23 protein-coding genes are annotated in these 24497 nt (G+C 72.7%); 10 read left to right on the top strand and 13 right to left on the bottom strand.

Features of this window, described 5'->3' with window-relative positions; all coding sequences use genetic code 11:
- Positions 1 to 9: 9 nt before the first annotated feature.
- The 6 genes from sigK to folP form a co-directional block, all read right to left on the bottom strand.
- Entirely contained in the window at positions 10 to 627 is a 618-nt protein-coding gene (sigK, locus tag AC4D2O_RS12355; RefSeq protein ID WP_490907655.1) for an ECF RNA polymerase sigma factor SigK, read from the bottom strand.
- A 175-nt stretch (positions 628 to 802) separates the two neighbouring features.
- The gene (locus tag AC4D2O_RS12350) at positions 803 to 1672 is read right to left on the bottom strand and encodes a class I SAM-dependent methyltransferase (protein ID WP_490907654.1); all 870 of its coding nucleotides are present in this window, start codon (positions 1670 to 1672) and stop codon (positions 803 to 805) included.
- Positions 1673 to 1691: 19 nt separating this feature from the next.
- Positions 1692 to 2159, bottom strand: coding sequence for a tRNA (cytidine(34)-2'-O)-methyltransferase (locus AC4D2O_RS12345; RefSeq protein ID WP_104049575.1), 468 nt, complete (start codon positions 2157 to 2159; stop codon positions 1692 to 1694).
- A gap of 9 nt (positions 2160 to 2168) precedes the next feature.
- Positions 2169 to 3128 carry a J domain-containing protein gene (locus AC4D2O_RS12340; protein ID WP_490907653.1) on the bottom strand — a complete coding sequence of 320 codons (960 nt, stop codon included), beginning with the start codon at positions 3126 to 3128 and terminating at the stop codon, positions 2169 to 2171.
- 352 nt (positions 3129 to 3480) lie between these two features.
- A complete protein-coding gene (locus tag AC4D2O_RS12335; RefSeq protein WP_490907652.1) occupies positions 3481 to 4224 on the bottom strand; it encodes a pyrimidine reductase family protein in 744 nt (247 codons plus the stop codon).
- Positions 4221 to 5165: a dihydropteroate synthase gene (gene folP, locus AC4D2O_RS12330; RefSeq protein ID WP_490907651.1), complete on the bottom strand. Its 945-nt coding sequence runs from the start codon at positions 5163 to 5165 to the stop codon at positions 4221 to 4223. The genes AC4D2O_RS12335 and folP overlap by 4 nt, the downstream gene beginning before the upstream one ends.
- A gap of 102 nt (positions 5166 to 5267) precedes the next feature.
- Between folP and AC4D2O_RS12325 the strand changes: the two genes are divergently transcribed.
- Genes AC4D2O_RS12325 through AC4D2O_RS12310 form a run of 4 tightly spaced genes read left to right on the top strand, consistent with a single transcriptional unit; the run spans position 5268 to position 9096 of the window.
- Positions 5268 to 6491 carry a cysteine desulfurase family protein gene (locus tag AC4D2O_RS12325; protein ID WP_490907650.1) on the top strand — a complete coding sequence of 408 codons (1224 nt, stop codon included), beginning with the start codon at positions 5268 to 5270 and terminating at the stop codon, positions 6489 to 6491.
- Complete coding sequence (mnmA, locus tag AC4D2O_RS12320) at positions 6488 to 7624, top strand: tRNA 2-thiouridine(34) synthase MnmA (protein WP_490907649.1); 1137 nt, start codon at positions 6488 to 6490, stop codon at positions 7622 to 7624. Before AC4D2O_RS12325 ends, mnmA begins: the two co-directional genes overlap by 4 nt.
- Before the next feature lie 43 nt (positions 7625 to 7667).
- The gene (locus tag AC4D2O_RS12315) at positions 7668 to 8078 is read left to right on the top strand and encodes a chorismate mutase (RefSeq protein ID WP_490907648.1); all 411 of its coding nucleotides are present in this window, start codon (positions 7668 to 7670) and stop codon (positions 8076 to 8078) included.
- Positions 8071 to 9096: a uroporphyrinogen decarboxylase/cobalamine-independent methonine synthase family protein gene (locus tag AC4D2O_RS12310; protein ID WP_490907647.1), complete on the top strand. Its 1026-nt coding sequence runs from the start codon at positions 8071 to 8073 to the stop codon at positions 9094 to 9096. Before AC4D2O_RS12315 ends, AC4D2O_RS12310 begins: the two co-directional genes overlap by 8 nt.
- A gap of 69 nt (positions 9097 to 9165) precedes the next feature.
- On the opposite strand, the gene AC4D2O_RS12305 is transcribed toward AC4D2O_RS12310, so the two are convergent.
- The 7 genes from AC4D2O_RS12305 to AC4D2O_RS12275 form a co-directional block, all read right to left on the bottom strand.
- A complete protein-coding gene (locus AC4D2O_RS12305; RefSeq protein WP_490907646.1) occupies positions 9166 to 9834 on the bottom strand; it encodes a DUF4166 domain-containing protein in 669 nt (222 codons plus the stop codon).
- Positions 9831 to 10742 (bottom strand): phosphotransferase family protein, encoded by a 912-nt coding sequence (locus AC4D2O_RS12300; RefSeq protein ID WP_490907645.1) that lies wholly within the window; start codon positions 10740 to 10742, stop codon positions 9831 to 9833. The genes AC4D2O_RS12305 and AC4D2O_RS12300 overlap by 4 nt, the downstream gene beginning before the upstream one ends.
- Positions 10743 to 10806: 64 nt before the next feature.
- Complete coding sequence (locus AC4D2O_RS12295) at positions 10807 to 12099, bottom strand: DUF58 domain-containing protein (protein ID WP_490907644.1); 1293 nt, start codon at positions 12097 to 12099, stop codon at positions 10807 to 10809.
- 56 nt (positions 12100 to 12155) lie between these two features.
- Positions 12156 to 13265, bottom strand: a complete 1110-nt coding sequence (locus tag AC4D2O_RS12290; protein ID WP_490907643.1) for an AAA family ATPase — start codon at positions 13263 to 13265, stop codon at positions 12156 to 12158.
- Positions 13262 to 14527, bottom strand: coding sequence for a DUF4350 domain-containing protein (locus tag AC4D2O_RS12285; RefSeq protein WP_490907642.1), 1266 nt, complete (start codon positions 14525 to 14527; stop codon positions 13262 to 13264). The genes AC4D2O_RS12290 and AC4D2O_RS12285 overlap by 4 nt, the downstream gene beginning before the upstream one ends.
- Entirely contained in the window at positions 14524 to 15180 is a 657-nt protein-coding gene (locus tag AC4D2O_RS12280; protein ID WP_490907641.1) for a DUF4129 domain-containing protein, read from the bottom strand. Before AC4D2O_RS12280 ends, AC4D2O_RS12285 begins: the two co-directional genes overlap by 4 nt.
- Positions 15181 to 15214: 34 nt before the next feature.
- Positions 15215 to 16693 carry a DUF7847 domain-containing protein gene (locus AC4D2O_RS12275; protein WP_490907640.1) on the bottom strand — a complete coding sequence of 493 codons (1479 nt, stop codon included), beginning with the start codon at positions 16691 to 16693 and terminating at the stop codon, positions 15215 to 15217.
- Between the two features lie 181 nt (positions 16694 to 16874).
- Between AC4D2O_RS12275 and mtrA the strand changes: the two genes are divergently transcribed.
- The 6 genes from mtrA to AC4D2O_RS12245 all read left to right on the top strand — a co-directional run bounded on the left by mtrA (position 16875) and on the right by AC4D2O_RS12245 (position 24468).
- Positions 16875 to 17552, top strand: a complete 678-nt coding sequence (mtrA, locus tag AC4D2O_RS12270; protein ID WP_490907639.1) for an MtrAB system response regulator MtrA — start codon at positions 16875 to 16877, stop codon at positions 17550 to 17552.
- On the top strand, positions 17524 to 19440 hold the full coding sequence (gene mtrB / locus AC4D2O_RS12265; protein WP_490907638.1) for an MtrAB system histidine kinase MtrB: 1917 nt from the start codon (positions 17524 to 17526) through the stop codon (positions 19438 to 19440). The genes mtrA and mtrB overlap by 29 nt, the downstream gene beginning before the upstream one ends.
- Complete coding sequence (locus tag AC4D2O_RS12260) at positions 19427 to 21178, top strand: LpqB family beta-propeller domain-containing protein (RefSeq protein WP_490907637.1); 1752 nt, start codon at positions 19427 to 19429, stop codon at positions 21176 to 21178. The genes mtrB and AC4D2O_RS12260 overlap by 14 nt, the downstream gene beginning before the upstream one ends.
- 61 nt (positions 21179 to 21239) lie before the next feature.
- On the top strand, positions 21240 to 22304 hold the full coding sequence (locus AC4D2O_RS12255; protein WP_490907636.1) for a ComF family protein: 1065 nt from the start codon (positions 21240 to 21242) through the stop codon (positions 22302 to 22304).
- A 126-nt stretch (positions 22305 to 22430) separates the two neighbouring features.
- On the top strand, positions 22431 to 23165 hold the full coding sequence (gene hpf / locus AC4D2O_RS12250; RefSeq protein WP_490907635.1) for a ribosome hibernation-promoting factor, HPF/YfiA family: 735 nt from the start codon (positions 22431 to 22433) through the stop codon (positions 23163 to 23165).
- Positions 23166 to 23256: 91 nt separating this feature from the next.
- Positions 23257 to 24468 carry a winged helix-turn-helix domain-containing protein gene (locus AC4D2O_RS12245; protein WP_490907634.1) on the top strand — a complete coding sequence of 404 codons (1212 nt, stop codon included), beginning with the start codon at positions 23257 to 23259 and terminating at the stop codon, positions 24466 to 24468.
- Positions 24469 to 24497 lie beyond the last annotated feature (29 nt).

Here is a 24497-nt window from a genome sequence, read left to right as displayed (position 1 = left end):
TCCTGCATCTCAGGTCACCTCCAAACAGGTCTTGAGTCGGATCAACCCGTCGCGGATCCTCGATTTGATGGTCGGTACCGCGACGCCGAGCGTCTCGGCCACCTCGCGATACGTGAGGCCCCCGTAGTAGGCGAGCTTCACCGATTCCTGCTGCGTCCCGGTCAGGGTGTCGAGACACCTGACCACGCTCTCCGCCTCGAGGCGCTGCGTTACGGTGTCGACGACGTCGTCGTGGTCGACGGTCTGCGTGGCCGCTCCGTAGCGGGCCTCCCGGTCCGTCGCGCTCTGCTCCGACCGCACCCTGTCCACGGCGCGGCGGTGCGCGAGCGTCATGAGCCACGCCATCGGGGTGCCCATGGCCGGGTTGAACCGGTCCGCGGTGTTCCAGACCTGGAGGTAGACCTCCTGGGTGGCGTCCTCGCTGAGTTCGGGGTCGATGAGCACACGTCGGGCCAGGCCGTAGACGCGCCTGGACGTCTGCTCGTAGAACATGGCGAAGGCGGTGCGGTCCTGCCTCGCGATCCGCAGCAGCAGATCGGTCAGGGTAGGACCTGCGACGGCGGTGACGTCCACCTCGTCCGCGGCGGGAGCGGGAGGGCTGACCCGGCTTGCTCGTGGCGTTTCCATAGGGCTCCAGCATAGAGCGCCGGTCGTCCCGGACCGAACACCGCGGCCTGTGCCGCGCCGCGGTCGGGGGGCACGTCCCTGGTGCACGAGCACCATGCCACCACCCCCCCCTCACCGCCGGTTTTCCCCTGACACCTCGCATTCGGTGCTGCGGCGTCGAGGGATGGCCCGACGGCTACCCGACTCCCGGGACGACACCCGGCTGTGTCCCCGCATCCACGCCGCGGGCGGGCGGGCGGGAGGCGAGTGCGATGAGCGAATCGGCGTTGAGCACGAGGCTGGTGCCGAGGCGCTCGACGAACGCCTCCCGCACGCGCTGCAGCGCCTCGGGCTCGTCGGGCAGCAGCCCGCGGTAGCCGCTGCCGAGCGCGAGGGACCAGGCGTGGTCGGCGTCGAGGGGGACGGCCAGGCCGAACCTCTCGACGGACACTTCCATGAGGCCCCGCGCCGCCAGCCAGTCCGCCAGCCGGTCGACGGAGGCGAGCCTCCTGGAGTTCTCCACGAAGACCGGGGCGGTGGGGTGTTCCGCGGCACCCACGCCGGCCGCTCCCGTGTCGCGGAGGGTCGCCAGGAGGAGGTCGCCGAGGGGTTCGAGGGCGCCGTCGTCCCACGCGCTCAGGGCGATCCGCCCGCCGGGCCGCAGCAGGCCCACGATCCGGTCCATGCCGGCGTCCATGTCGTCGAGGAGGAAGACGCCGTAGCAGCTGATGACGGCGTCGTACGGCACGTCGGTGACCCAGGCCTCGGGGTCCGTGCGGTGGAAGGACACGTTGCCGAGCCCGAGCGCCTCGGCCTTGGCCTCCGCGAGGTCCAGCATGGCGGAGGACCGGTCGACGGCGTCGACGTGCCCGTCCGGTCCTGCGAGCTGCGCGGCTGGGATGGTGCCCGTGCCGGTGCCGGCGAACACGTCGAGCACGCGTTCCCCCACGAGGACGTCGGCGGCGGCGACGACGGCGTTGCTGACGGGGTTCCAGACGGCCGGGGCGAGGCGGTCGTAGTCCTCGGCACCGCCGTCGGGCAGTGTTGCGGCGTGGCGAGCGGGCATCAGGACTCCTGGGCGGTGGTCATCGCTGGGCGCCCGCGAAGCCCTGCTGACGCCAGGCTTCGTAGAGGACGATCGACGCGGTGTTGGCGAGGTTGAGCGAACGGCGGGAGGCGAGCATGGGGACGCGCACGCGGGAGGTCACGCGTGCGTCGTGCTTGACGTCGTACGGGAGGCCGTCCGACTCCCTGCCGAACATGAGGACGTCCGAGGGGTCGTAGGCGATGTCCGTGTAGGACACGTCGCCGTCCGAGGTGTACGCGAACACCCGGCGTGGCTGCAGGGCCGTCCACGCGTCCTCGAGGCTCGCGTGGACGTGGAGCACGGTGAGGTCGTGGTAGTCGAGCCCGGCCCGCTTGAGCTTCGAATCCTCGAGGGAGAACCCGAGCGGCTCCACGAGGTGGAGCTCGGCGCCGGCGACGGCGGCAAGGCGGATCGCGGCGCCGGTGTTGCCGGGTATCTCGGGGGTGTGGAAGAGGATACGGAACACCCGTTCATCCTAGCTTCCGGCCGCTGCCAGCAGGCGCGCGAGCACCGGCAGCTGCACCACGTTGGGCGTGGGCCCCGAGGACAGGAAGGCACGCAGGGTCCGCACGGCGGTCCCCGCGTTCACGACCTGCACCAGGCCCGGCGCGCCGCGGTCGAACCCCGGGGGCACGTCGATGACAGGTGCGAAGGGATTATCCGGCGCCCCGTGGATGACGATCCATCCGGTCACGTTGCAATCGGGGAACAGGTCCTGCACGGCCCGCACCGTACGTGGCATCCGGAGGTCGACCGGCCGGCCCTGGTGACGCAGGGCCCGGCCGTCCCAGGAGAAATTGCCCGGGGGAGCCGTGAAGGAGTCGATGACGGCCATCCGGTAACCGGCGAGCAGGACGGCACCCGCGGCCGTCTTCTCCCGGTCGTCGAGGACGACACCGTTGACGAGGCGCGCGGCCGGGTAGGTGGGGAGCAGGGCGCGCTCGAGCAGGGCCGACGTCCGCAGCTCGCCGTCGACCCGTGCGCGCGCACCGGCGGACAGCCTGCCGAACATCCCGGGTTGCCGGGCGACCCCGTGGAGTTGCCGACCGGCGTCGATCAGGGGGACGACGGGAGGGGAGGACGGCGAGAACGGGGGCAGGTACTCGGGCGGGGATTTCGCGGCGTCCTCGTCCTCGACCCTGGTGCGCGTCGACGCCGGCTGCGGGGTGCCGTTGCGGCGGGCGGCCCCTTCCCGGCCCGGGGCGGCCGGGGCAGGCCGGCCCCGTCCCGTGTCGGCGTCGTACCGTTCGCGGCGCTGCGGGTCGCTCAGCGTCTCGTAGGCGACCGCGACGTCGTGGAACCGGGCGGCGGTGCCGCCGAGGTCGGGGTGTGCCGCGCGGGCAGCCCGGCGGTAGGCGTCCTTGATGTCCTTCGCGTCGGCTCCCGGGGGCACGCCGAGGATGTCGTAGTACGACTTCCGTGGTGCCTCTGGCATCGATCAGGCCTTTCGTGGGAGGTCAGCGGTCCGGACGGGCCTGCCGGGCCGGAAGGCCCCGCCGGGATACCCCGAGACTAGAGGCACCGGCGGTACGGGACAAAGGCGACCGGGCGGACGAGGGCACAGGGAACGCGAAGGGGACAGACGGGTACAGGTACAACGGCGGACACGCCGGGGAAGTTCACCCGTGGTGTCCGACCGGTTGCCCGGCCGGATGCGGGGAGTCCCGCCCCGGGCCGTCGGCCGGCACCATAGTGGACCCGGCGCCTGTCCGACCTGGCGCCTGTCCGACCTGGCGCCTGTCCGACCCGGCGCCTGTCCGACCCGGCGCCCGCATGTGCCGGGACGGTCAGGAGGCGCGCCGGTACCGGGTGTAGAGGGCGGAGTCCTCGGTCAGGAGCGACACGAGCGTGAGCGCCACGGCGTCGTCGGGGCTGTCGCCCACCGCGATGCGGGGGCCGTCGCCGCCGGCGAGCAGCGGGCTGATGGACAGGCACAGCTCGTCCACGGCGTCGGAGCGTGTGAAGTCACCGAGCACGGCCGGGCCGCCCTCGCACAGGACCCGGAGCAGGTGGCGCCGGCGCAGTTCGGCGAGGACCGCGGTGACGGCGACGGTGTCCTCCCCGCAGTCGACGACGTCGGCGACGTCCTCCAGTGCAGCGCGCCGCCCGGCGGGAGCCGACGCGCTGGTGAGGACGAGCGGGCGGACGGGGGCGCTGCCGAAGAAGCTGCCGGCCGGGTCGAGGTTCAGGCTGCCGGAGATGACCGCGACCGCGGGGTGCTCTGCGAGCCCGTGCCCCGCGCGCCAGGACCGGGCGTCGTCGTCGACGAGGCTGCCCCCGTAGCCCTCCGCGCGGATGGTCCCCGCGCCCACCAGCACCACGTCGGCGAGGCGCCGCAGGACGGCGAAGATGCGTTTGTCGCCGTCGTTCCCGAGCCCTGCGGAGAAGCCGCCGCTCGTCGCGGCGCCGTCCGCGGCCGCCACGAAGTTGAACCTGACGAAGGGCCGGTCCGAGACGGGGTAGGCGTAGAGGCGGTGCAGGCCGGCGTCGTCGACGGCGCCGGGTGACGCGGGGATGAGGGATGTGATCACGGTGCTACCGGCTCGTTGACGTCACCCATGTTGTGGCGCAGGTAGACGGGTTCTCGCCACCCGAGGACCGCCTCCGTGAGGTTGATGGCCGCCCGGGATGCCGCGACGTTGTGCATGCGGACCACGCGTGCGCCGCCGAGGATGCAGATGACGGCGGCGGCGAGCGAGCCCTCCACGCGGTCACGCTTCGGGCGGTCGAGGGTCTCGCCGATGAAGTCCTTGTTGGACACCGCGGCCAGGGTGGGGAAGCCCAGCCCGGCGATCTCGGAGAACCGGCGCGTGATCTCGAGCGAGTGCAGCGTGTTCTTGTTGAGGTCGTGGCCCGGGTCGAGGAGGATGCGGTCCTCGGGGATGCCGAGCCGGACGGCGGAGTCCACCTTGCGCAGGAGGAAATCGGCGATCTCCCCGACCACGTCGCCGTACGTGGGCCGCGGGTACACGGTGCGGGGCTCGGCGAGGCTGTGCGTGATGACCAGGTGCGCCCCTGCGTCGGCCACCACCGCCGCCAGGTCGGGATCCCGCAGGCCCGTGGTGTCGTTGACGACGTTCGCGCCGGCCGCGAGCGCCTGCCGGGCCACATCCGGCAGGAAGGTGTCGGCGGAGATGATGACGTCGGACGCCGCCCGGACCGCGGCGATGACGGGCACGATGCGCTCCGCCTCCTCCGACACCGGGATCGGTTCCCCCGGGGAGAAGGGGGCCCCGCCGATGTCCACCCAGTCGGCGCCGTCCTCGACGGCCCTCAGGGCGGCGTCGACGGCCGCCTGCAGGGCGAAGGTCGCGCCGCCGTCGTAGAAGGAGTCCGGGGTCCGGTTGACGACCGCCATGAGGGCCACCTGCCGGTCGAAGTCCACGGTGCGAGCGCCGAATGTATGCGTCGCGTGCCGGAAGCCGGGCAGGTAGGTGCCGGGCGAGGAAGGAGCCGCTGCTTGACTGTCCACCCTGTCTTTGTACCACCGGGGGCTGGGAGAACCGCCGCGGCCGCCTACGTGACGTGCTCCACAGGAATCGGCCGGGCGGCGTGGCGCCCGTAGAATCGAGGGATGCCCGTGTATGTCGATCACGCGGCGACCACGCCGATCTCGGCGCCGGCGCTCGCCGCGCTCACCCGCGAACTCAGCCGGAGCGGAAACCCGTCCTCCCTCCACGGCTCGGGCCGTCGTGCCCGGCGCGCCGTCGAGGAGGCCCGGGAGACGATCGCCGCGGCCGCCGGGGCCCACGCGTCGGAGGTCGTCTTCACCTCGGGCGGCACCGAGGCGGACAACCTCGCCGTCAAGGGCCTCTACTGGGCTCGCCGCGCCGAGGACCCGGCCCGTACCCGGATCCTCTGCAGCGCCGTGGAGCACCACGCCGTGCAGGACACCGTCGAGTGGCTCGAACGGCACGAGGGGGCCGAGGTGGTCTGGCTGCCCGTGGATGCCGCGGGCGTCGTGTCCCTCGACGCGCTGCGCGCCGCGCTCGCCGACGCACCGGACAGGACCGCGCTCGTCACCGTGATGTGGGCGAACAACGAGGTGGGGTCCGTCCAGCCGGTGCGGGCCGTGGTCGACGAGGCCGCGCGGTACGGGGTCCCGGTCCACAGCGACGCCGTGCAGGCGTTCGGGGCCCTCCCGGTGTCCTTCGCCGACTCCGGTCTCGCCACCATGGCCGTCAGCGCGCACAAGATCGGCGGCCCCGTGGGCGTAGGTGCCCTCCTCGTGGGCCGCGCCGTCACCCTCACGCCCGTGCAGCACGGCGGCGGGCAGGAACGCGACATCCGCTCGGGCACGCTCGACGGCGTGGGCATCGTCGCCTTCGCCGCCGCGGCCGACGACGCCGTCGCCCGCCTCGGAGCGGAATCGCCCCGCCTCGCAGCGCTCAGGGACCGCCTCATCGAGGGCATCCTCCTCGAGGTGCCGGACGCGGTGCTGCGCGGCGTCGCGCACCCCGCCCCCGAGGGCACACGGCTCCCCGGCAACGTCCACTTCACGTTCCCGGGCTGCGAGGGCGACTCGCTCCTGTTCCTCCTCGACCTCGCGGGGATCGAGTCCTCCACCGGCTCCGCCTGCACCGCGGGCGTGCCCCGGCCGTCGCACGTGCTGCTCGCCATGGGACTGACGGAGGACGAGGCGCGCGGCGCCCAGCGGTTCAGCCTGGGGCATACATCCACGGCCGACGACGTTGACGCCGTGGTGGGCGCCATCGGGGGAGCCTACGCCCGGGCCCGCACGGCGGGCATGGCCGGGCACGCATCATCCATCAGGACGGCAGGAACGGGTTTCTCATGAGGGTACTGGCAGCGATGAGCGGCGGCGTCGACTCCGCGGTGGCGGCGGCACGCGCCGTGGAGGCGGGGCACGACGTCGTCGGCGTGCACCTGGCCCTCTCCCGCATGCCCGGGACGCTCCGGACGGGCAGCCGCGGCTGCTGCACCATCGAGGACTCACGGGACGCCTGGCGTGCCTGCGACATCCTCGGCATCCCCTACTACGTGTGGGACTTCTCCGAGCGCTTCAAGGAGGACGTCGTCGACGACTTCGTCGCCGAGTACGCGGCGGGCCGCACCCCGAACCCCTGCATGCGCTGCAACGAGCGCATCAAGTTCGCCGCCCTGCTCGAGAAGGCCCTCGCCCTCGGGTTCGACGCCGTCTGCACCGGCCACTACGCGAAGGTCGTCGAGGACGCCGACGGCAATCCCGAACTGCACCGCGCGGCCGACTGGGCGAAGGACCAGTCCTACGTGCTCGGCGTGCTGACCCACGAGCAGCTCAAGCACTCCATGTTCCCGCTCGCCGAGACGCCGTCGAAGGCCGAGGTCCGGGCCGAGGCCGAGCGGCGTGGCCTCTCCGTCGCGAACAAGCCCGACAGCCACGACATCTGCTTCATCCCCGACGGGGACACGCGCGGCTGGCTCGAGGAGCGCATCGAGATGACCGAGGGCGACATCCTCGACGTCGACGGCGAGAGGATCGGCAGCCACCCGGGCGCCAACGCCTTCACCGTCGGCCAGCGCCGCGGCCTCAAGCTGGGCACCCCGGCCGCGGACGGCAAGCCACGCTTCGTGCTGGAGATCCGTCCCAAGCAGAACGAGGTGATCGTGGGGCCGGAGCACCTGCTCGCGATCGACCAGATGCGCGGCATCAAGGTGTCCTGGGCCGGCCTGCCCATCGACGAGGTGCGGACCGGGGAGGAGTTCGACTGCACGGCCCAGGTGCGGGCCCACGGCGATCCCGTGCCCGCGCGCGCGTCGGTCGAATGGGCCGACGGCGTGCAGCAGCTCGTGGTGCGGCTGGTCGAACCGATGCGCGGCGTGGCACCGGGCCAGACCGTGGTGCTGTACCAGGGCACGCGTGTACTCGGCCAGGCGACCATCGATTCCGCGCGTTCCGCCCTGCGACCCGAGCCGGCAGCGGCAGGGTAGTCGCAGTTCACGGAGTGCCTCCGGCGTCTGCTTGACTGGAGTCATGACGCATCCACGCAGCGGCTTCGACCCGGCAGCCAGCTCACTCACGGGAGACGTGGCCCCCGAGGTGATGGCGGAGCTGCTCTCGGTGAGGAGCTCGATCGACAACATCGACGCCACCCTCGTCTACCTCCTGGCCGAACGCTTCAAGGCGACGCAGCGGGTGGGGCACCTCAAGGCCGAGCACGACCTCCCCGCCGGTGATCCGCAGCGCGAGGCCGCACAGATCGCCCGGCTCCGCATGCTGGCCGAGGAGGCGCAGCTGGACCCCGCGTTCGCCGAGAAGTTCCTGAACTTCATCATCTCCGAGGTGATCCGCCACCACCAGGCGATCTCCGAGAACCGCAGGCCCGGCACCGAGGGCGCGGCGCCGCCCGCGTCCGGGACCCCCGTCCACGGCACCCATGCCTGAGCCGGTCCGATCCGTGGCGGCGACCGCCGCCGGGGACTGGCCCGGAACCGACCCTCTCGAGGCCAACCGTGCCGTGCGCGGCGAGCTCGGGGGAGCGAACGTGCCCTTCCTGCCGTCGCTGCCCGCGCGCGGGCCGGGGAGCGATGCCCTCGGGCGGACGCTCGGGATCCTCGTCGAGCTGCCCTTCGACCTGCAGCCGCACGGCTGGCGGCTCGTGCAGCGGCCCGGCAGGGACCAGCGCCGCGCGGAGTCGGCCCTGTCCTCCGACATCAACGCCCTCGGCGACGTCGCCGGCGCCGAGGAGCGCCCGGCGTCCCACCTGAAGCTGCACCTGCGGGGACCGCTGTCCCTCGCCGCGGGCGTCCACCTCCACAACGGTGAGCGCGTCCTGATCGACCCCGGTGCCCGCCGGGAGGTCTACGCGTCGCTCGCTGCAGGGGCCGCGGACCTCGTGCGCCGCGTGTCCGCCGTCGTGCGGGGCGCCGAGGTGCTGCTCCAGTTCGACGAGCCCGAGGCCGGGGCGATCCTCGCCGGACGCGTCCCGACGGCCAGCGGCTACCGCACGCTGCGCGCGGTCGACCGGCGTGAGGCCACGGAGGCGTGGGACCTCGTGACGGCGTCGGTCGTCGCCGCGGGGGCCGCCGGGACGGTGCTCGTGCCGGGTGGCGGGGACGTCGCCCTCGATGCAGCCCGCTCCAGCGCCGCCACGGGACTGTCCCTCGACCTGCCCGGCGTCTCCGACCGGCACTGGGAGGCACTCGCCGAGGACATCGAGGCGGGGCGCCCGCTGGAGCTCGCGATCCTCGATCCCGGGACCGCCCTTCCCCAGGTGACGGTCCTGGCGGAGACGGTGCTCACCGCGTGGCGGCGTGTCGGGCTGCCCGTGACGATGCTCGGGGCACTGACCGTGACCACCCGGCCCGGCCTCGAGGGCCGCACGCCCGCGGATGCGACCCGGGTGCTCACGCGCATGGCGCAGGTCGCCGACGCCCTGGACCAGGTGCGCGCCGAGGGCTGAGCCCCCGTCCGCCTTGTCCACGCACCCGGCCACCCGGCCACCCGGCCGGGTGGCTCGCTCCGGCCCCGGTCAGACGCGGTGCTCCCACCGCCGAGGACTGACCTCCGCGGGCAGGACGCCGTCGAACTCCTCGAGCGTGTAGTGGAAGGACCCTGCGTACACCAGCAGGGTCCCGAGCTGACGGTGCACCACCCGGGTCTTGATCCTGAAGGCACCCGCGTCGTCGTCCCACCACTGCTCCACGTAGGCGAGCGCACCCACGGCGTCGGGCAGGGGCAGGCGAAGGCCCGCGAACACCCGCGTCCGCGAGGACACCATGCGGATGCGCCCCTCGTCCGTGGCGGTGCAGGTCAGCAGGGTGGCCATCCGCCGGTGGCGGCCGACGTAGTCGGTGAGGACGCCGTCCTGCAGGGAGGTCGTGTCCTCGAAGACGCGCAGGGCGGTCCCGAAATCCAGTTCACGCCGGGCGGTGAGCGCCGGTCGGCCGAACGGGTCCGTGTGTGGGAAGTTCCTGATGGTGAAAGGGACATCGTCGCGGTACTCGGGGAAGAACGCGTTGTCGAGCGCCGTGAGCCGGAAGGCGGGGCGCGCGAACCAGGCGGGGCACCCGGCGACGTCGAACACCCCGTGCCCGTGGCCGGCGAGACCGCTGCCGGCGTGGAGACCGAAGTACTCGCGCAGTTCCGGCTGCAGTCGGCCGAAGTCGCTGCCCATCGCCTGCTGGTAGATCGAGGTCATGCCGCCCACTTCCGTCGCTCGGACAACCAGTCAATCATGATGCCGGCGGTGAACCGCCCGTGGGACCGGAGCCTGGGACTGCTCGGGACCTCGGGCGAGAGGCCGCTGACCACCATGTACGCGGCCAGCAGGGCCAGCCAGCTGTCGACGGCCTCCTCCGGGGCGTCGGCCGAGAGGGGCGACGCGCGGAGCAGGGCGTCCGCGTCGAGACCGTCGTGCCGGAGATAGGGGAGCAGCCCCACCCAGTCGGCCCACGCCGGACCCTGCGTGAGGAAGTTCCAGTCGCAGACGAATGCGCGCCCGGACGAGCGCTCGATGATGACGTTGTCGGGCCGCAGGTCGTTGTGGAGGAGCGACGACCCGCGCACCAGGGACGGGGCGCGCTCGACGAGCGACTGGAGGTCGAGCCACTGCTGTTCACCCAGGGCAGGCAGGAACGGCGGCCGATCCCCGTCGGCGCATCGGCCGAACACGCCCATCACGGACGGGTCGTCGGTGAGTCCGTCGGTGATCGACCCGCCGGCCGCGTGGGTGGGGACCGTCCGGAGTCCGCGGTCCACGTCGAGAAGCGCCGCGTGGACCGCGGCCGCCTGCTCGCCGGTCCACGGTCCGCCCGGCAGGGCACCCTCGATGTGCTCGAGGCAGAGGACGGTCCAGGTGCCGCCCGGCCCGGGGACGCGGACGGATCGCGACGCGAGGAGCCGGGGGACCGGCAGTCCGGCCGGCAGGACCCCGTGGATGGCCGCCTCGCGCAGGTACGCCGGGTAGGTGAAGGGATCGGTCTCGCACGCGGCCTTCACGAACAGGGCCGTGTCTCCGCGGACCACCGTTGCGGCGAACCCCGGGGTGAACCCGCCGCCCGCGGGGCGGACGTCGTCGGGCTGCCCACCGAGCAGCCCGCCGATCACGGCGCGTACCCTGGCCGGCAGCGCCTGGTAGGCGGGTCTGCGGGCCGTGGCGGGTCGAAGCCCCTCACAGGCGGCCTGTCGCTTTCAGCCTGATGTACGTGTCGGCGAGGAGCGGGGGGAGCTCCGCGGGCACCGCGTCCACGACCTCCGCGCCGACGAGACGGAGCTGGTCGGCCACCGCCGCCCGGTCCAGCAGGGCGCGTTCCGCCGCAGCGGCACGGAACGTCGCCGCCGCCGTCGAGCGGTCGGCCGCCATCTCCTCGAGGCGCGGATCGCGGACCGAGGCGACCACGACGACGTGGCGCTCCGTGAGGCCAGGCAGCGCCGGCAGCAGGCCCTCCTCCACAGCGCCCGAGTCCAGCGACGTCAGCAGGACCACGAGGCTGCGGTGCGGCGATACGGCCCGTACCTGGGCCGGTACGCGTGACCAGTCGGCCTCGATCAGTTCGGCCTCGAGCGGCGCCATCGCGGTCACGAGCGAAGCGAGCAGGTTGCCCTTCGCGGTCGAGTCGACGCGGGCGCGCAGACGGCGGTCGAACGCCAGGAAGTGGACCTTGTCGCCGCCGCGCTCCGCGAGCACGGACAGCAGCAGTGCCGCTTCGATCCCGGTGTCGAGGCGCGGCTCGTCGAGGACCCGCGCGGCGGACGTGCGCGAGGTGTCGAGCACGACGACGACGCGGCGGTCGCGCTCCGGCCGCCAGGTCCGCACCACGGTGTCGCGCCGTCGGGCCGTCGCCCGCCAGTCGATGGAACGGACGTCGTCACCGCGCACGTAGTCCCGCAGGGAGTCGAACTCCGTGCCCGCGCCCCGGATCTGCACGGCCGACGCGCCGTCCAGCTCGCGCAAGCGGCGCAGCTTGGAGGGCAGGTGCCGCTTCGAGGCGAAGGACGGAAGTACCCGTAGCGCCCCCGGCGCCGGCACCGTGACCTGCCGGGCGGCGATGCCGAGCGGCCCGGCGCTCCGGATGGCCACGGTCTCCACCCGGAGGATGCCACGGCGCGTGGGACGCAGGCGCACCGTCATCCGGCGCGCCTCGCCCGCGGGCACGTGAACGGCCTGCTCCGGATCGGCGGCACCGGCCGACGGCTGCCAGGCCTCCCGCACCGTGGCGCGCAGCGGGCGGTGGGTGTCGTTGCGCAGCACCAGGGCGCTACGGCACTCCTCGCCGAGCCTGACGCCCTCGGGCAGCTCGCGCACGATCCCGACCCGCCGGGGCGACGCCGCGAGGGCCAGGTCGAGTGCGGCCACTGCGGTAAGGAGCGCCGCCCACAGCAGGATCGACGTCGCCCCCGGGAACAGGACGACGGGCACGACGCCGAGCAGCGCCAGCAGGACGAGGCGGCCGGTGAGAACCACGGGAGCTCCTCTCGGGTCCGGGCGCAGCGGCGACCGGAGCGGGTGGGGGTGGGGTCCTACCGCGGGACGGGGACTGTGCCGAGGATGCCGCCGAGCACGTCGTCGACGCCCACGCCGTCCATCTGCGCCTCGGGCCGCAGTGCCACACGGTGTCGGAGCGCGGGGAGGGTGAGGGCCTTGACGTCGTCGGGGGTCACGAAGGAGCGGCCCGAGAGCCAGGCCCAGGCGCGCGAGGTGTTCAGCAGTGCGGTGGCGCCGCGGGGGGACACGCCGAGCTGGAACGACGGCGAGGACCGCGTGGCCCGCACGACGTCCACGATGTAGGCGAGGACCTCCGGTGCGACTGCGACGCGGGCCACGGCGGCACGCGCGCGGTCGATGTCCTCCGCGCCGGCGACCGCGCGGACGCCGGCGGCGCCGAGGTTGCGCGGGTCGAAGCCGACGCTGTGGCGGCGGATCACCTCGATCTCGTCGTCGCGGCCCGGGAGCGGGAGGGTGAGTTTGAGCAGGAAGCGGTCGAGCTGCGCCTCGGGCAGGGGGTAGGTGCCCTCGTACTCGACCGGGTTCTGCGTCGCGGCGACGATGAACGGACCCGGAAGGGGGCGTGAGACGCCGTCGACGGAGACCTGGCGTTCCTCCATGGCCTCGAGCAGCGAGGCCTGCGTCTTCGGCGGCGTGCGGTTGATCTCGTCCGCGAGGAGGATATTGGTGAAGACAGGCCCTTCCCGGAAGGTGAACTCGCCGGTCTTCGACTCGTAGATCAGCGAGCCCGTGATGTCGCCGGGCATGAGGTCCGGCGTGAACTGCACGCGTTTGGTGTCGAGGTCCAGGGCCGTGGCGAGGGTGCGGACGAGCAGGGTCTTCGCCACACCGGGGACGCCCTCCAGCAGGACGTGCCCGTCGGCGAGCAGGCCGATGAGGAGACCGGTCACTGCCGCGTCCTGGCCCACGATCGACTTGCCCACCTCCGTGCGGACCCGCAGCAGCGCGGCCCGGGCGGCCTCGCCGTCGTGGTCCTCCCGGCCGGGCACCTGCCGTGAGGCGTCCGGCCCGTGGTCCGACGCCTCGTCCCGTTCCCCGACGCGTGTCGCCTGGTGCGCCCCGGCGGGGGGTGTGGCGGGCGGCGCCTGCGGGGGCCCGTCCTGCCGGCCGGCGGAATCGTTCATGATCGAATCTCCTTCTCGAGGTCGAGGATCTCCTGTGCCCACAGCACGAGCTCGCGATCCGTGGTCGGTGTGTGGAGCAGCCGCTGCTCCAGGTCGAGGCGGGACCGCCCGCTGTGCCGGGCAGCGGCGTCGATGACCTCGCCCGCCGGGGCCGCGCGGTCCACGCGGAGCCGGCGGGCCATGCGCGTGAGCGCGGCCGCCCGCAGGTTGGCCGCGGCATGCGCCACCGACCGGGAGTCCTGGTAGAGCCGTGCGCGGCCCTCCGCCGTCTCGGCGGCCCGGACGACGACGGGCAGCGGCTCGACCGCCAGCGGCCCCAGGCGTCGTCCCTTCCAGGCCAGGGCGAGCGCGGCGCAGACGAGCAGCCACACGAGCAGCGGGTCCACCCACGGCGGCAGGAGCGTCCGGGGATCGATACCCTCACCGCTCGAGACGACGTCCGCGCCGGTCGGCTCGTACCAGACGAGTGTCGGGGCGGATCCGAGGGCGCGCAGGGCGAGGGCCGCGTTGCCCTCCGCGGTGATCGACTCGTTGGAGAGGATCGACGGGGCCCCGAGCACGGCGACCGCGCCGTCGGAGCTCGTGGTGTACAGGCCGCCGGTCATGGCGCCGGAGTCGCCGTCGGCACCGTCCGTCGCACCGTCGACGACGGTCGGGAAGCACTCGACGTCACCGGCGTAGACCGTCCCGGTCCCGGAGAGGGTGCCCGCCGCCGTCGCCGCGTCGTCGGAGCATTCGGCGGACGCTGCGGGCACGTCGCCGAAGTCCAGGGGAGCGGAACCGAGCTGGGTGAACTCCTGCTCGAGGGCAGTGAGCTGCCGGGCCCCCGGCGCCGCGAGCACGGCACGCACCGATGCTCCTGTCAGCTCCGCCACCTGGGTGGCGCTGAGGTACTGCCGGGCGTCGTTGAGGAAGAGCGTCGCCGGCCCGGCGTCCAGTTCCTCGAGTGCGTCGTTGTACGAGTCGACGCGCACGACGTCGACGCCCTCGCTCGCGAGGACCTCCGCCACGGCCCGCGCGCCCTGGGGCGCCGGGTTGCCCGGGGACAGCGGGCGGTCGTCCTCCTCCGCGCCGGGCAGGAGGTTGAGCAGTACGATCACCGCGAGGACCACGGCGCCGACCAGCAGGGGCAGGGAGCGACGGAGACGCCGGCGTGCGGTGGCCGCGGCACTCCCGCCGTCGCCCATGACCTCGGACCGCGGCGCCGCGCTCGGCTGCACGGTGGTTCCCCGGACGCCGGTCTCCTGCGTCCCGCGCGTCATCGCGGTGCCGCCGGCGTCGTCGTGCGCTGGTGTGCGGAGGGGCGCTCGGCGGTCAGCTGCGCGTCGAGAGCGGCGGCACGCCGGTGGTCGTCCGCTGTCGCCGTGCCGCTGCCGTAGTGGGTCTCGTTGAAGCGGTCGGCGAGCCAGGCGACGTCGGGCGCCAGGGACGGGAACATGCCGCCGAGCTGCGCGGCCGCCTCCGTCGCCGTCCTGCCGGCCTGTTCCTCCATGACCACGCGTTCCTCCGCCGAGCGGATGATCGCGCGCAGCAGCTCCGCCACGGCGCCGTTCCAGTTTTCCAGGGCGGCCAGCTCCGAGGACCGGCGGCGGTGGTGGTCGGCGGAGCGCCGTGCGCCGTCCTCGAACACCGCGGCCTCCTGTTTCCGCCCGCGCGCGTTCAGGCGCGGCCGGACGAGCACGACGGCCACGACGATGAGGGCTGCTGCGCCGATCGCGACCAGCAGTGTGCCGGGTCCCGACCCGAGGCCCTGCACGCCGTCGAGAAGCCGTCCGAGGGAGCGCAGGACGTCGGCGAGGATGCGTTCGAAGATGTTGGGCTGCGCCTCCACGTAGGCGGCCTTCGCCAGCTCGTCCTGCAGCAGCCTGCGGGCCTCGTCCGCGTCCGGCGTGAGGGTCCCCGGATCGATGGTCACGGGCGGTCCCGGCGGAAGATGGTCGGGGTGCCTCTCACGCGGGCCCTCCAGGCCGGTGCCCGAAGGAGGTGCCGGGAGGGGTGCCGCCGGGGAGGATGTCGCTCGGTCCCGTGCCGGCCCGCTCGTGCTCACGCATGAGCACGACGTCGAAGCCCTCGCGGCGGATACGGAGGTCCACGTACAGCAGGGAGGTCACGCCGGCCTGGAAGGCGTAGCCGATGGCCGAGAAGAGCGCCGTGATGGCCTGCGTCGCGAGGAGCAGGGGGATCGAGTCGAGGGCATCGGGCGTTGCGGAGGCGCTGGCACTGAAGCCGAAGACGAGCGAGACGGCGAACGTGAGGGGTGTGGAGATGACCGACGCGATGATCGACACGATGAGGCTCGTCAGCAGGACGATCCCGAACGTCCGCCACCAGTTGCCCCGGGTCAGGGACCAGGATCGCTTGACGGACGTCCAGGGGCCGGTCCCCTCGAGCATCAGGGTCGCCGGTGCGACCACGATCTTGGTGCTCACCCAGATGAGCAGGGCCACGGCGCCGAGCGCGAGCGGCACGATGACCAGGGCCGAGTACTCCTCGAGTCCCAGGACGGCCAGCACGGAGATCCCGACCACGAGGGAGAGACCCACGAGTCCAGCAGCGAAGGACAGGAGTCCGAAGCCCAGCAGCGGGAGGATACGGCCGCGGGCGATCCGCCATGCCTGGCCGAAGGAGGTCCGCTGGTTGATGACCGCCCGTGCGATCGGGATCACGAGGATGCCCTGCAGCACGAGCAGGGCCACCGCTGACACCACCCCGGTGATCGTGGCGACCACGCCGAAGCCGGCGACGGCAGCGATGATGCTGTCGGTCGTCGCATTCTCCGCCTCGAGTACCTCGAAGGACGAGACGACGTTCCCGAGCAGGAGCACCGTCACCAGCGCGACGACGGCCTGCAGCAGGATCGCGCTGCCGAACGTGGCCACCGGGTTCCTGCGGCAGGCCTGGAAGGCACCGTCGAGGATCTCCCCGAGGCCCAGCGGCCGGAGCGGGATGACGCCCGGCTTGGGCGGCGCCTGGTACATGGGCCCCTGCGGGAAGGGGCGCGCGCCGTACGGGCTCCCACCCTGTCCGGGGCCCTGTGGCGGGAAGCCGGGTCCCCAGCCCTGGCCGGGCTGCTGCGGTCCGGGGCCCTGCGGAGGGTAGCCGGGTCCCCAGCCCTGGCCGGGCTGCTGCGGTCCGGGCCCCTGCGGAGGGTAGGGGGCGCCCCAGCCCTGGCCGGGCTGCTGCGGTCCGGGCCCCTGTGGCGGGAAGCCGGGTCCCCAGCCCTGGCCGGGCTGCTGCGGTCCGGGGCCCTGCGGCGGGTAGGGGGCGCCCCAGCCCTGGCTGTCGGGGGTGGGCGTTCCGGGCGACTGCCACGGTGCCGGGGGTGCCGGGGGTGCAGGCTGGGAGGCCGGACCGTCGCCGTCGTGCCGGCCGTCCGATGTGCCGCGGGGCAGCCCGTCGTCCGGCTGACCCTCCACCTGATCACTCATGGCGTCCCCTCGCTCGGATGCTCCAGGGAGGCTCGACCGCAGCTCCCCTCCTGCATCATAGGCCGGGCCGCCGCGCCGGCCACCCAGCCGCGCGCCCGCCGGCACCGCTCCTGGAACTCCGGAACACAGCACACGGTGGGGCTGATGGGACATTGCACGTCCGATGGGACAGTATGGGGGTATGAAGGCTCGCATTCTGGTCATCGACGACGACGAGGCCCTGTCCGAGATGATCGGCATCGTCCTCCGCAACGACGGGTTCGACCCCGTCTTCTGCGCCGACGGCGCAGCGGCGCTGGGCGTGTTCCGCTCGACCCAACCGGATCTCGTGCTGCTGGACCTCATGCTGCCCGGTATGGACGGCATCGAGGTGTGCCGGCAGATCCGCAGTGAATCGGATCTCCCCATCGTGATGCTGACGGCGAAGTCGGACACGTCCGACGTCGTCCGTGGCCTCGAGTCCGGCGCCGACGACTACGTCCCCAAGCCCTTCAAGCCGGCCGAGCTCGTGGCCCGCGTGCGCGCCCGGCTCCGCCCGGCCGAGTCGAAGGCGCCGGAGACCCTCCGGATCGGTGATGTGAGCATCGACGTCGCAGGCCACGAGGTCACGCGGGCGGGCCAGCGCGTCTCGCTCACGCCGCTCGAGTTCGACCTGCTCGTGGCCCTGGCCCGGAAGCCGTGGCAGGTATTCACCCGCGAGCTGCTCCTCGAACAGGTCTGGGGCTACCGGCACGCCGCCGACACCCGGCTCGTCAATGTCCATGTGCAGCGGCTGCGCTCGAAGATCGAGCGTGATCCGGAGGCACCCGAGATCGTCCTGACGGTGCGTGGTGTCGGATACAAGGCCGGACAGGGCTGACGCGGAGGGCGCGGGCGGCAGCGCCGGCGACCCCGGCGTCCCCCATGGGTCGGGGCCATCGCCGGCGCCCGATGCCGCCGCGGCCGGTTCCGCTGTCCTGGCCCACCCGGTCGGCTCCTCTGTCGCGACCCGTTCCGCGACCCGGCTGCGAAGCGGCGTACGGCGCCTTCGTGTCCTGCTGAGTTCCATCGCGCGCAGCTGGCGCCGGTCGCTGCAGTTCCGGACCGTCGTCGCGACGATGCTCCTCACCTCGGTGTCCTTCGTGGCCGTCGGCGGCTTCCTGTCCAACCAGATCGCGAGCGCGCTCTACGAGGAGCGCTTCGACCAGTTCAGTGCCGAGGCCCGCTCCGCCCTGACCTCCACCAAGGCCGTCTTCAGGGACTCCTCCGCGACGGACCGCGACACGACGAATCGGCTGGTGCTCGACTCGGTCAATGCGCTCGTGGGCAGCAGGACGAACGCGCCCCGCCAGGCCATGCTGGTCCCGATCACCAACGGGGAGGGGCTTTTCATCCCGGCGACCGTGAGCCAGGACGGCGCGACGGCGGGCATGATTCCCGAGGACCTCCAGCAGGCGGTGACCAGCGGCCAGGACGTGTACTGGGCGCCGATCACCATCCCCGTGACGGAGAGCGGCGAGCCGGACGCGCCGGGGCTCGCCTTCGGCACGCAGGTCCAGCTGCCGCCCGAGCGCAGCCCCTACGCCCTCTACGTGTACTACGACCTCTCGTCGATGCAGGCCACGCTCGACTCCATCCACCGCGTCCTGTGGCTGGTGGGGGTCATCCTGCTGATCGTCATCGGCGGCATCACCTGGTACGTGACACGCAGCGTGGTCCTGCCGGTCGGCCACGCCGCGTCCGTGTCGGAGAAGCTCGCCTCCGGTCAGCTGCAGGAACGCATGGAGGTCACCGGCGAGGACGAGGTGGCCCGGCTCGGAGCCTCCTTCAACCGTATGGCGGCCAGCCTGCAGGACCAGATCACCCAGCTGGCCCAGCTGTCCCAGATGCAGCAGCGCTTCGTCTCCGACGTTTCGCATGAACTCAGGACGCCCCTGACCACGGTGCGGATGGCGGCGGAGGTCCTGTACGACGCGCGGAACGAGTTCAATCCCGTGAACAAGCGGTCGGCGGAGATCCTGTTCGACCAGGTGGAGCGTTTCCAGGCCCTGCTCGCCGACCTGCTCGAGATCTCCCGCTTCGACGCCGGCGCCGCGGTCCTGGAAGCCGAATCCGTGGACATGGTGCAGCTCGTCCAGCACGCCCTCGACGGCGCGCAGCCACTCGCAGAGAGGCTGGGCATCGAGCTTTCCGTCGTCTCGGGCGAGACACGGTGCATCGTGGACGCCGACTCCCGCCGTATCGACAGGATCCTGCGCAACCTGATCGTGAACGCGCTCGAACACGGGGAGGGGCGCCCGGTCGATGTCCACATAGCGTGCAACCCGGAAGCCGTCGCGGTCGCGGTCCGCGACCATGGGATCGGTATGACGCCGCTCGAGGCGTCCCGAGTGTTCGACCGGTTCTGGCGGGCCGACCCGGCGCGTGCCCGGACCACGGGCGGCAGCGGCCTCGGCCTGTCCATCGCCACCGAGGACGCGCGGCTGCACGGGGCGTGGCTGGAGGCATGGGGTCGGCCGGGCGAGGGAGCATGCTTCCGTCTGACCGTGCCGCGGCACCAGGGCGCCGTGCTGACGTCGTCGCCCGTGGCCCTGCCACCCGTGGCGGCTCGCGCCCGGGGAGCGTCCGCGGACGAGGCAGGGCATGAGGCTGGGCATGAGGCTGGGCACGAGCCAGGGCATGAGGCGGGGCACGAGCCAGGGCACGAGGACCACGGCGGCCAGGGCATGCAAGGGATCACCACGAAGGAGAGCAGTGCGAAGCAGTAGGACGACAAGTCGCGCCTGGACCGCCGACCGGGCGGCCGGCAGGACGCCAAGGGCGCTCCTCGCCTCCCTGCTGGTGGCGTGCCTCGTGGTTCTCACCGGCTGTTCGGAGATCCCCACGCGGGGACCGGTCGGAGTGATCCCGGCCGCGGAGGCAGAGGCCGACGCGGTGGCGCCCGCCTTCGATCCCGAGGGCCCGGCGCCGGGCGCGACCCCCGAGCGGATCCTGAGGGACTTCATCACCGCGGGGACGGGCGCCGGCGACGGGTACAGCGTGGCCCGCCAGTTCCTGACCCCCGAACTGGCGAAGACCTGGAAACCGGAAGAACGGATCGTCCTGTTCAGGTCTGATCCACGAGTGGAGAAGCGAGAGACCGAGGGGGTCTACCAGATCCAGCTGGAGACGACCGGGACCGTCGACTCCCGGGGACTGAGGACCAACAGCGCCGTTCCCGCTTCCGAGACGCTCGGCGTCCGCATGGTGCAGGTGGCGGGGGAATGGCGGATCGACGAGATCCCCGACGGCATCATGCTCGCCCAGAGCAGTGCCCAGGACCTCCTGATCTCGCACAACCTCTACTTCTACAGCAGCAATTTCCGCTACTGGGTACCTGATGCCCGCTGGTTCGTCCGTAGGACCGGGGTGACGGCCAGGATCGTCAGCGCCATGCTCGCGGGTCCGGCGCCCTACCTGCAGGGTTCCGTCACCAGTGCCTTCCCGGAGGGTGTGATGCTGGCCCGTGACTCGGTGCCCATCACCTCCGGTACGGCGTCCGTCGAGTTCTCCTCCGAGGTCCTCGAGGATGCCACGAGCCTCGGCCTGCAGCAGATGAACCAGCAGCTCCAGGTGAACCTCCTCGGGCTGAACGACGTCACGACTGTGGAGATGGTCAGCGGCCAGCCGATCGAACTCGGTGAGGCCGCACCCGAGCTCGTGGTGCCCGAGCTGACGCCCGACGTCGGGGGAGAGCAGGTGGCCGTCGCGGGCGGCGAGCTGGTTCGGGTGCGCGATGGCGCCACCGTCCCGATCGACGGCATGCCGAGCGTGGCAGCGCTGCAGCCACGCTCCCCGGCAGCCTCGGTGTCGGGGAGCGCCTATGCCTTCCTGAACGGGGACGGGACCACGCTGTTCGTCACCGCGCCGGGCAGTGAGGCCCGCGAGGTGGTGAAGGGCGCCGCCTTGACCCGGCCCTCCTTCGACCCGGAGAACTGGGTCTGGACCAGCAGGGCCGCAGGAGGGCGGAGCTCCATCCTCGCCGTCCCGCCGGGCGGGACGGAGGCGAACGCGACCGTCCTCGCGGCGGGCTGGCTCGGCGACCGGAGGGTCGTCGAACTGCGGGTCTCCCGCGACGGGGCACGGGCGCTGATCGTCGCGGACCGCGGCGGGACGAGCGAGCTGCTGGTCGCCGGCATCACCCGCTCTCCCGACGGGAAGCCGCAGACGCTCACCACCCCGCTGACGCTGCCCCTGCCCGGGGACATCGACACGGCCGCCTGGGCCGGCCAGAGCACCATCGTGGCGTCGTCCCTCGGTGCCGACGCGGAAGCCACGCCCGTCATCCTGCAGCTCGACGGCGAACAGGAGACCATGGCGGCCCTCGTCGGGGTCCGCGCCATCAGCGCAGGAACCGACGCGGAGGACACCCTGTACGCGCAGGCCGGTGACACGCTGTACGCGCGGATCGGCAACAGCTGGGTGGACGAGCAGCTCGATGTCCGCGACCCGGCCTTCCCCGGCTAGGGGTATCCACATAGCCGGTCGCGGCGGAGTCCGCCCGCTTCCGGCGTGATGCGCTGGAGGCATGCGTGCTCCTTTCCCAGCCCCCGCGTTCAGCACGTCCCTCGCCCGCATCCTCGACGGGATCGTCTTCGGCCGCACCTACCAGCGCGTGGCCCGCGCCCTCTGCGCCTTCGCCGCGCTCGTCCTGCCGTCGTCGTGCGTGGTGTGCGGCACCTGGGACACGTCCCTGTGTGCCCGGTGCCTCGGGGTGTTCCGGCGGGCGACCGCGCGGCCCTTCCGGGCCGAGGAGGGCGCCGAGTCACTGCCCGACGTCGAACTGCCCGTCGAACTGCCCGACGAGCCGCCCGTCAGGCCGCTGCCGCACGCGGGGGCGGCGCGCAGCCGGCACCCGCCGGACCCTGCCTCATCCGCCTTCGGTCCGTTGCCCGTCCTCGCCGCCGGCCGGTACGGCCGCGCCGTCTCGGTGGTCCTGTTGGCGTTCAAGAACCACGGGCACGTCGACCTGGTGATGCCCGTCGCAGCAGCCCTGGGCGGGGTGCTGCATGCCGCCGCCGGCACATGGGTGTCCCCGGCGTCACCGGTGTCCCCGGCCCGTCCCGTGCTGCTGGTACCCGTGCCCACGCGGGGTTCGTCGCGCCGTCGACGCGGCTACGATCCCCTGATGCTGCTCCTGTCCCGCCTCGACCGCGCGGGCGGGCTGCCCGCGGGAACGGTCCTTGCGCCGGCCATCCGGCAGATCCCGCCGGTACGGCGATTGCTGACCGCCCTGCGCCGGGGCGGAGCGCCCGCGCTCGTCCGCTCCGCATCGGCGTCGTTGCCCGGTCTGCGCGGGGGCCAGAAAGGCCTCGGCCGACGGCGACGGCGAGCCGGCGTCCTGGACTCCATGGGCGTGACCGGACGTTCCCGCCACGTCCTGGCCGGCAGGAACTGCCTCATCGTGGACGACGTCCTCACCACGGGGGCGACGATCGGCGAGGCGCACCGCGTCCTGACGGCTGCGGGTGCGCGGGTGCTCGGAGCAGTCGTCGTGGCGGCGACATCGTCACCCGCGGCGCGCGGACCCGAGCCCGGGAGCAGTGCCCTTCGGATTCCCGGCAGGCCACCGGAACTTCCTGAGCGTCGGTAGATGAATAAAGGAGGGGCGTGAACTACCGTGATGAGACGGGTACCCAGTGATGGTCCGTACCCGTCGGCGGCGGCTCTGCTCAATGCCTCGGCCGTCGTCGTGTCACCTAGCGATGTGGAGGGCACCATGGAATTTGTCATCAATGGTCGAAACCTGGCGGTATCCGACCGTTTCCGTGAGTACGCGACGGAGAGGATCGACAAGATAGAGCAGCTCGGCGACAAGGTGCAGCGCGTGGACGCGAAGATCACCAAGGAGCCCAGCGCGCGCATGGCGGACACCTCCCTCACAGTGGAGCTCACTGTCCTCTGCAGGGGTCCGGTCGTCCGGGCGGAGGCCTCCGCGGCCGACAAGTTCGCCGCGTTCGACCTCGCCTACGCGAAACTCCTCGAGCGCCTGCGCCGCGCCCGGGACCGGCGGAAGGTCCACCACGGTCGGCACACCCCGGTGGCCGTGAGGGTCGCTACGGCGGACCTCGAACCCGCCGATCCCACGCAGCCCCTCTACCTCGAGACGCCGAGCGTCGAGCCGACGGCCACCGAGCCCGTTCCGCAGCCGGAGGACACCGACGCGTACTCGTCGCCGGATGACGTGCCCGCGGGCGATTCTCCCGTGCTGATCCGCCGCAAGGTCTTCTCCGGTATCCCGATGACCCTGGACGACGCCGTCGACAACATGGAGCTCGTCGGCCACGACTTCTACCTCTTCGTCGACTCCGCGACCGGAGCGCCCTCGGTGGTGTACCGGCGTCAGGGCTGGACCTACGGCGTCATCACCCTCGATTCGAAGTGCGCCGAAGGAACCGAGGAGCCCCACGAGGAACTTCTCGCCTACCGCGCCCAGGAAGCCGCCTCCGCCTAGGCGCCACCGCCGACAGGGCGCGCCCGGCGCGTCCCTACGTCCGATCCACTGCCTCCGCGCCCCGCGCGGAGGCAGTGCCGTGCAGGAGACCATGCCGAACCTCACCACCGCGCAGGCCAGGCGCATCCTCCTCGCCGCACAGGGCCTGCACCGGCCGCGCATCGCCGCTCCGTCGTCGCGCCGTGCCGTCAATGTGACCGCCCAGCGCCTGCAGGTGCTCCAGCTGGATTCGGTCAACGTGCTCGCCCGGTCCCACTACCTTCCCCTGTTCTCGCGCCTCGGCTCCTACGCGCCGGCCGATCTCGACGCCCTGTACTCCCGGGCTCCGCGCAGACTCGTCGAGTACTGGGCACACGAGGCGAGCCTCGTCCCGCCCGAGCTGTTCCCGCACCTGCGGGTCTGGCAACGACGGACCTGGATGGACGCCACCAGCGTCCCCGCGGAGGTCCGTGGCCCTCTCGAGGCGGGCATCGGCGAGATCCTCGGCTCCGGTGGCCCGCTGACCGCCGCCGACATCCAGCGACGCCTCGGCGGGGACGCAACGAGACCGGATGAAGGCTGGGGATGGCGGTGGACCGCGGCCAAACGGGTCCTGGAAGACCTCTTCGCACGTGGCGAGATCGGATCGGCAGGTCGCACGCCCCAGTTCGAACGTCTGTACGCCCCGATCGCCGCGGTGCTGCCCGACGCCGCACTCGCTGCCGAGGAGCCGGACCGGACGGACGCCCTCACGGTCCTGGCCGGGCGCGCCGCGGGGGCGCTCGGCGTCGCACCCGCCCGCTCCGTCGCCGACTACTTCCGCACGCCCGTCCGCGAGACGCGCGCGGCCCTCGACGGTCTCGTGGGCGCCGGCGCCCTGCAGGCGGTGACCGTCGACGGCGGCACGGAGCCGTGGTACCTCGACCCTGCCGTCACCCTGCCCCGGCAGGCCAGGGGCAGGGCCCTGCTGAGCCCGTTCGACTCCCTCGTCTTCGATCGCAGCCGTCTGCAGCGGCTGTTCGGCATGCACTACCGCATCGAGATCTACACCCCGGCGGAGCGACGGGTCCACGGCTACTACGTGCTGCCCTTCCTCCTGCGGGACTCCATCGTGGCCCGCGTGGACCTGAAGGCCGACCGCGCCGCCGGCCGCCTGCTGGTGCAGGCCTGCCACGCCGAGCCGGATGCCCCTGCGGACACCGCGCCCGAGCTCGCCGACGAGCTGCGCCTCCTCGCGCAGTGGCTGGGCCTGGCTGACGTCGTCGTCTCCGACCGAGGGAACCTCGCGCCCGCACTCGCCGTGCAGGTCGGCAGGCTACTCTGAGCGGACACGTGGAGCGGCGACGCCGGTCC

The sequence above is a fragment of the Arthrobacter sp. TJ-238 genome (genome assembly GCF_058269215.1).
Note: the sequence above shows the minus strand (reverse complement) of the source record. Positions and strands in the feature narration are given on the sequence as shown.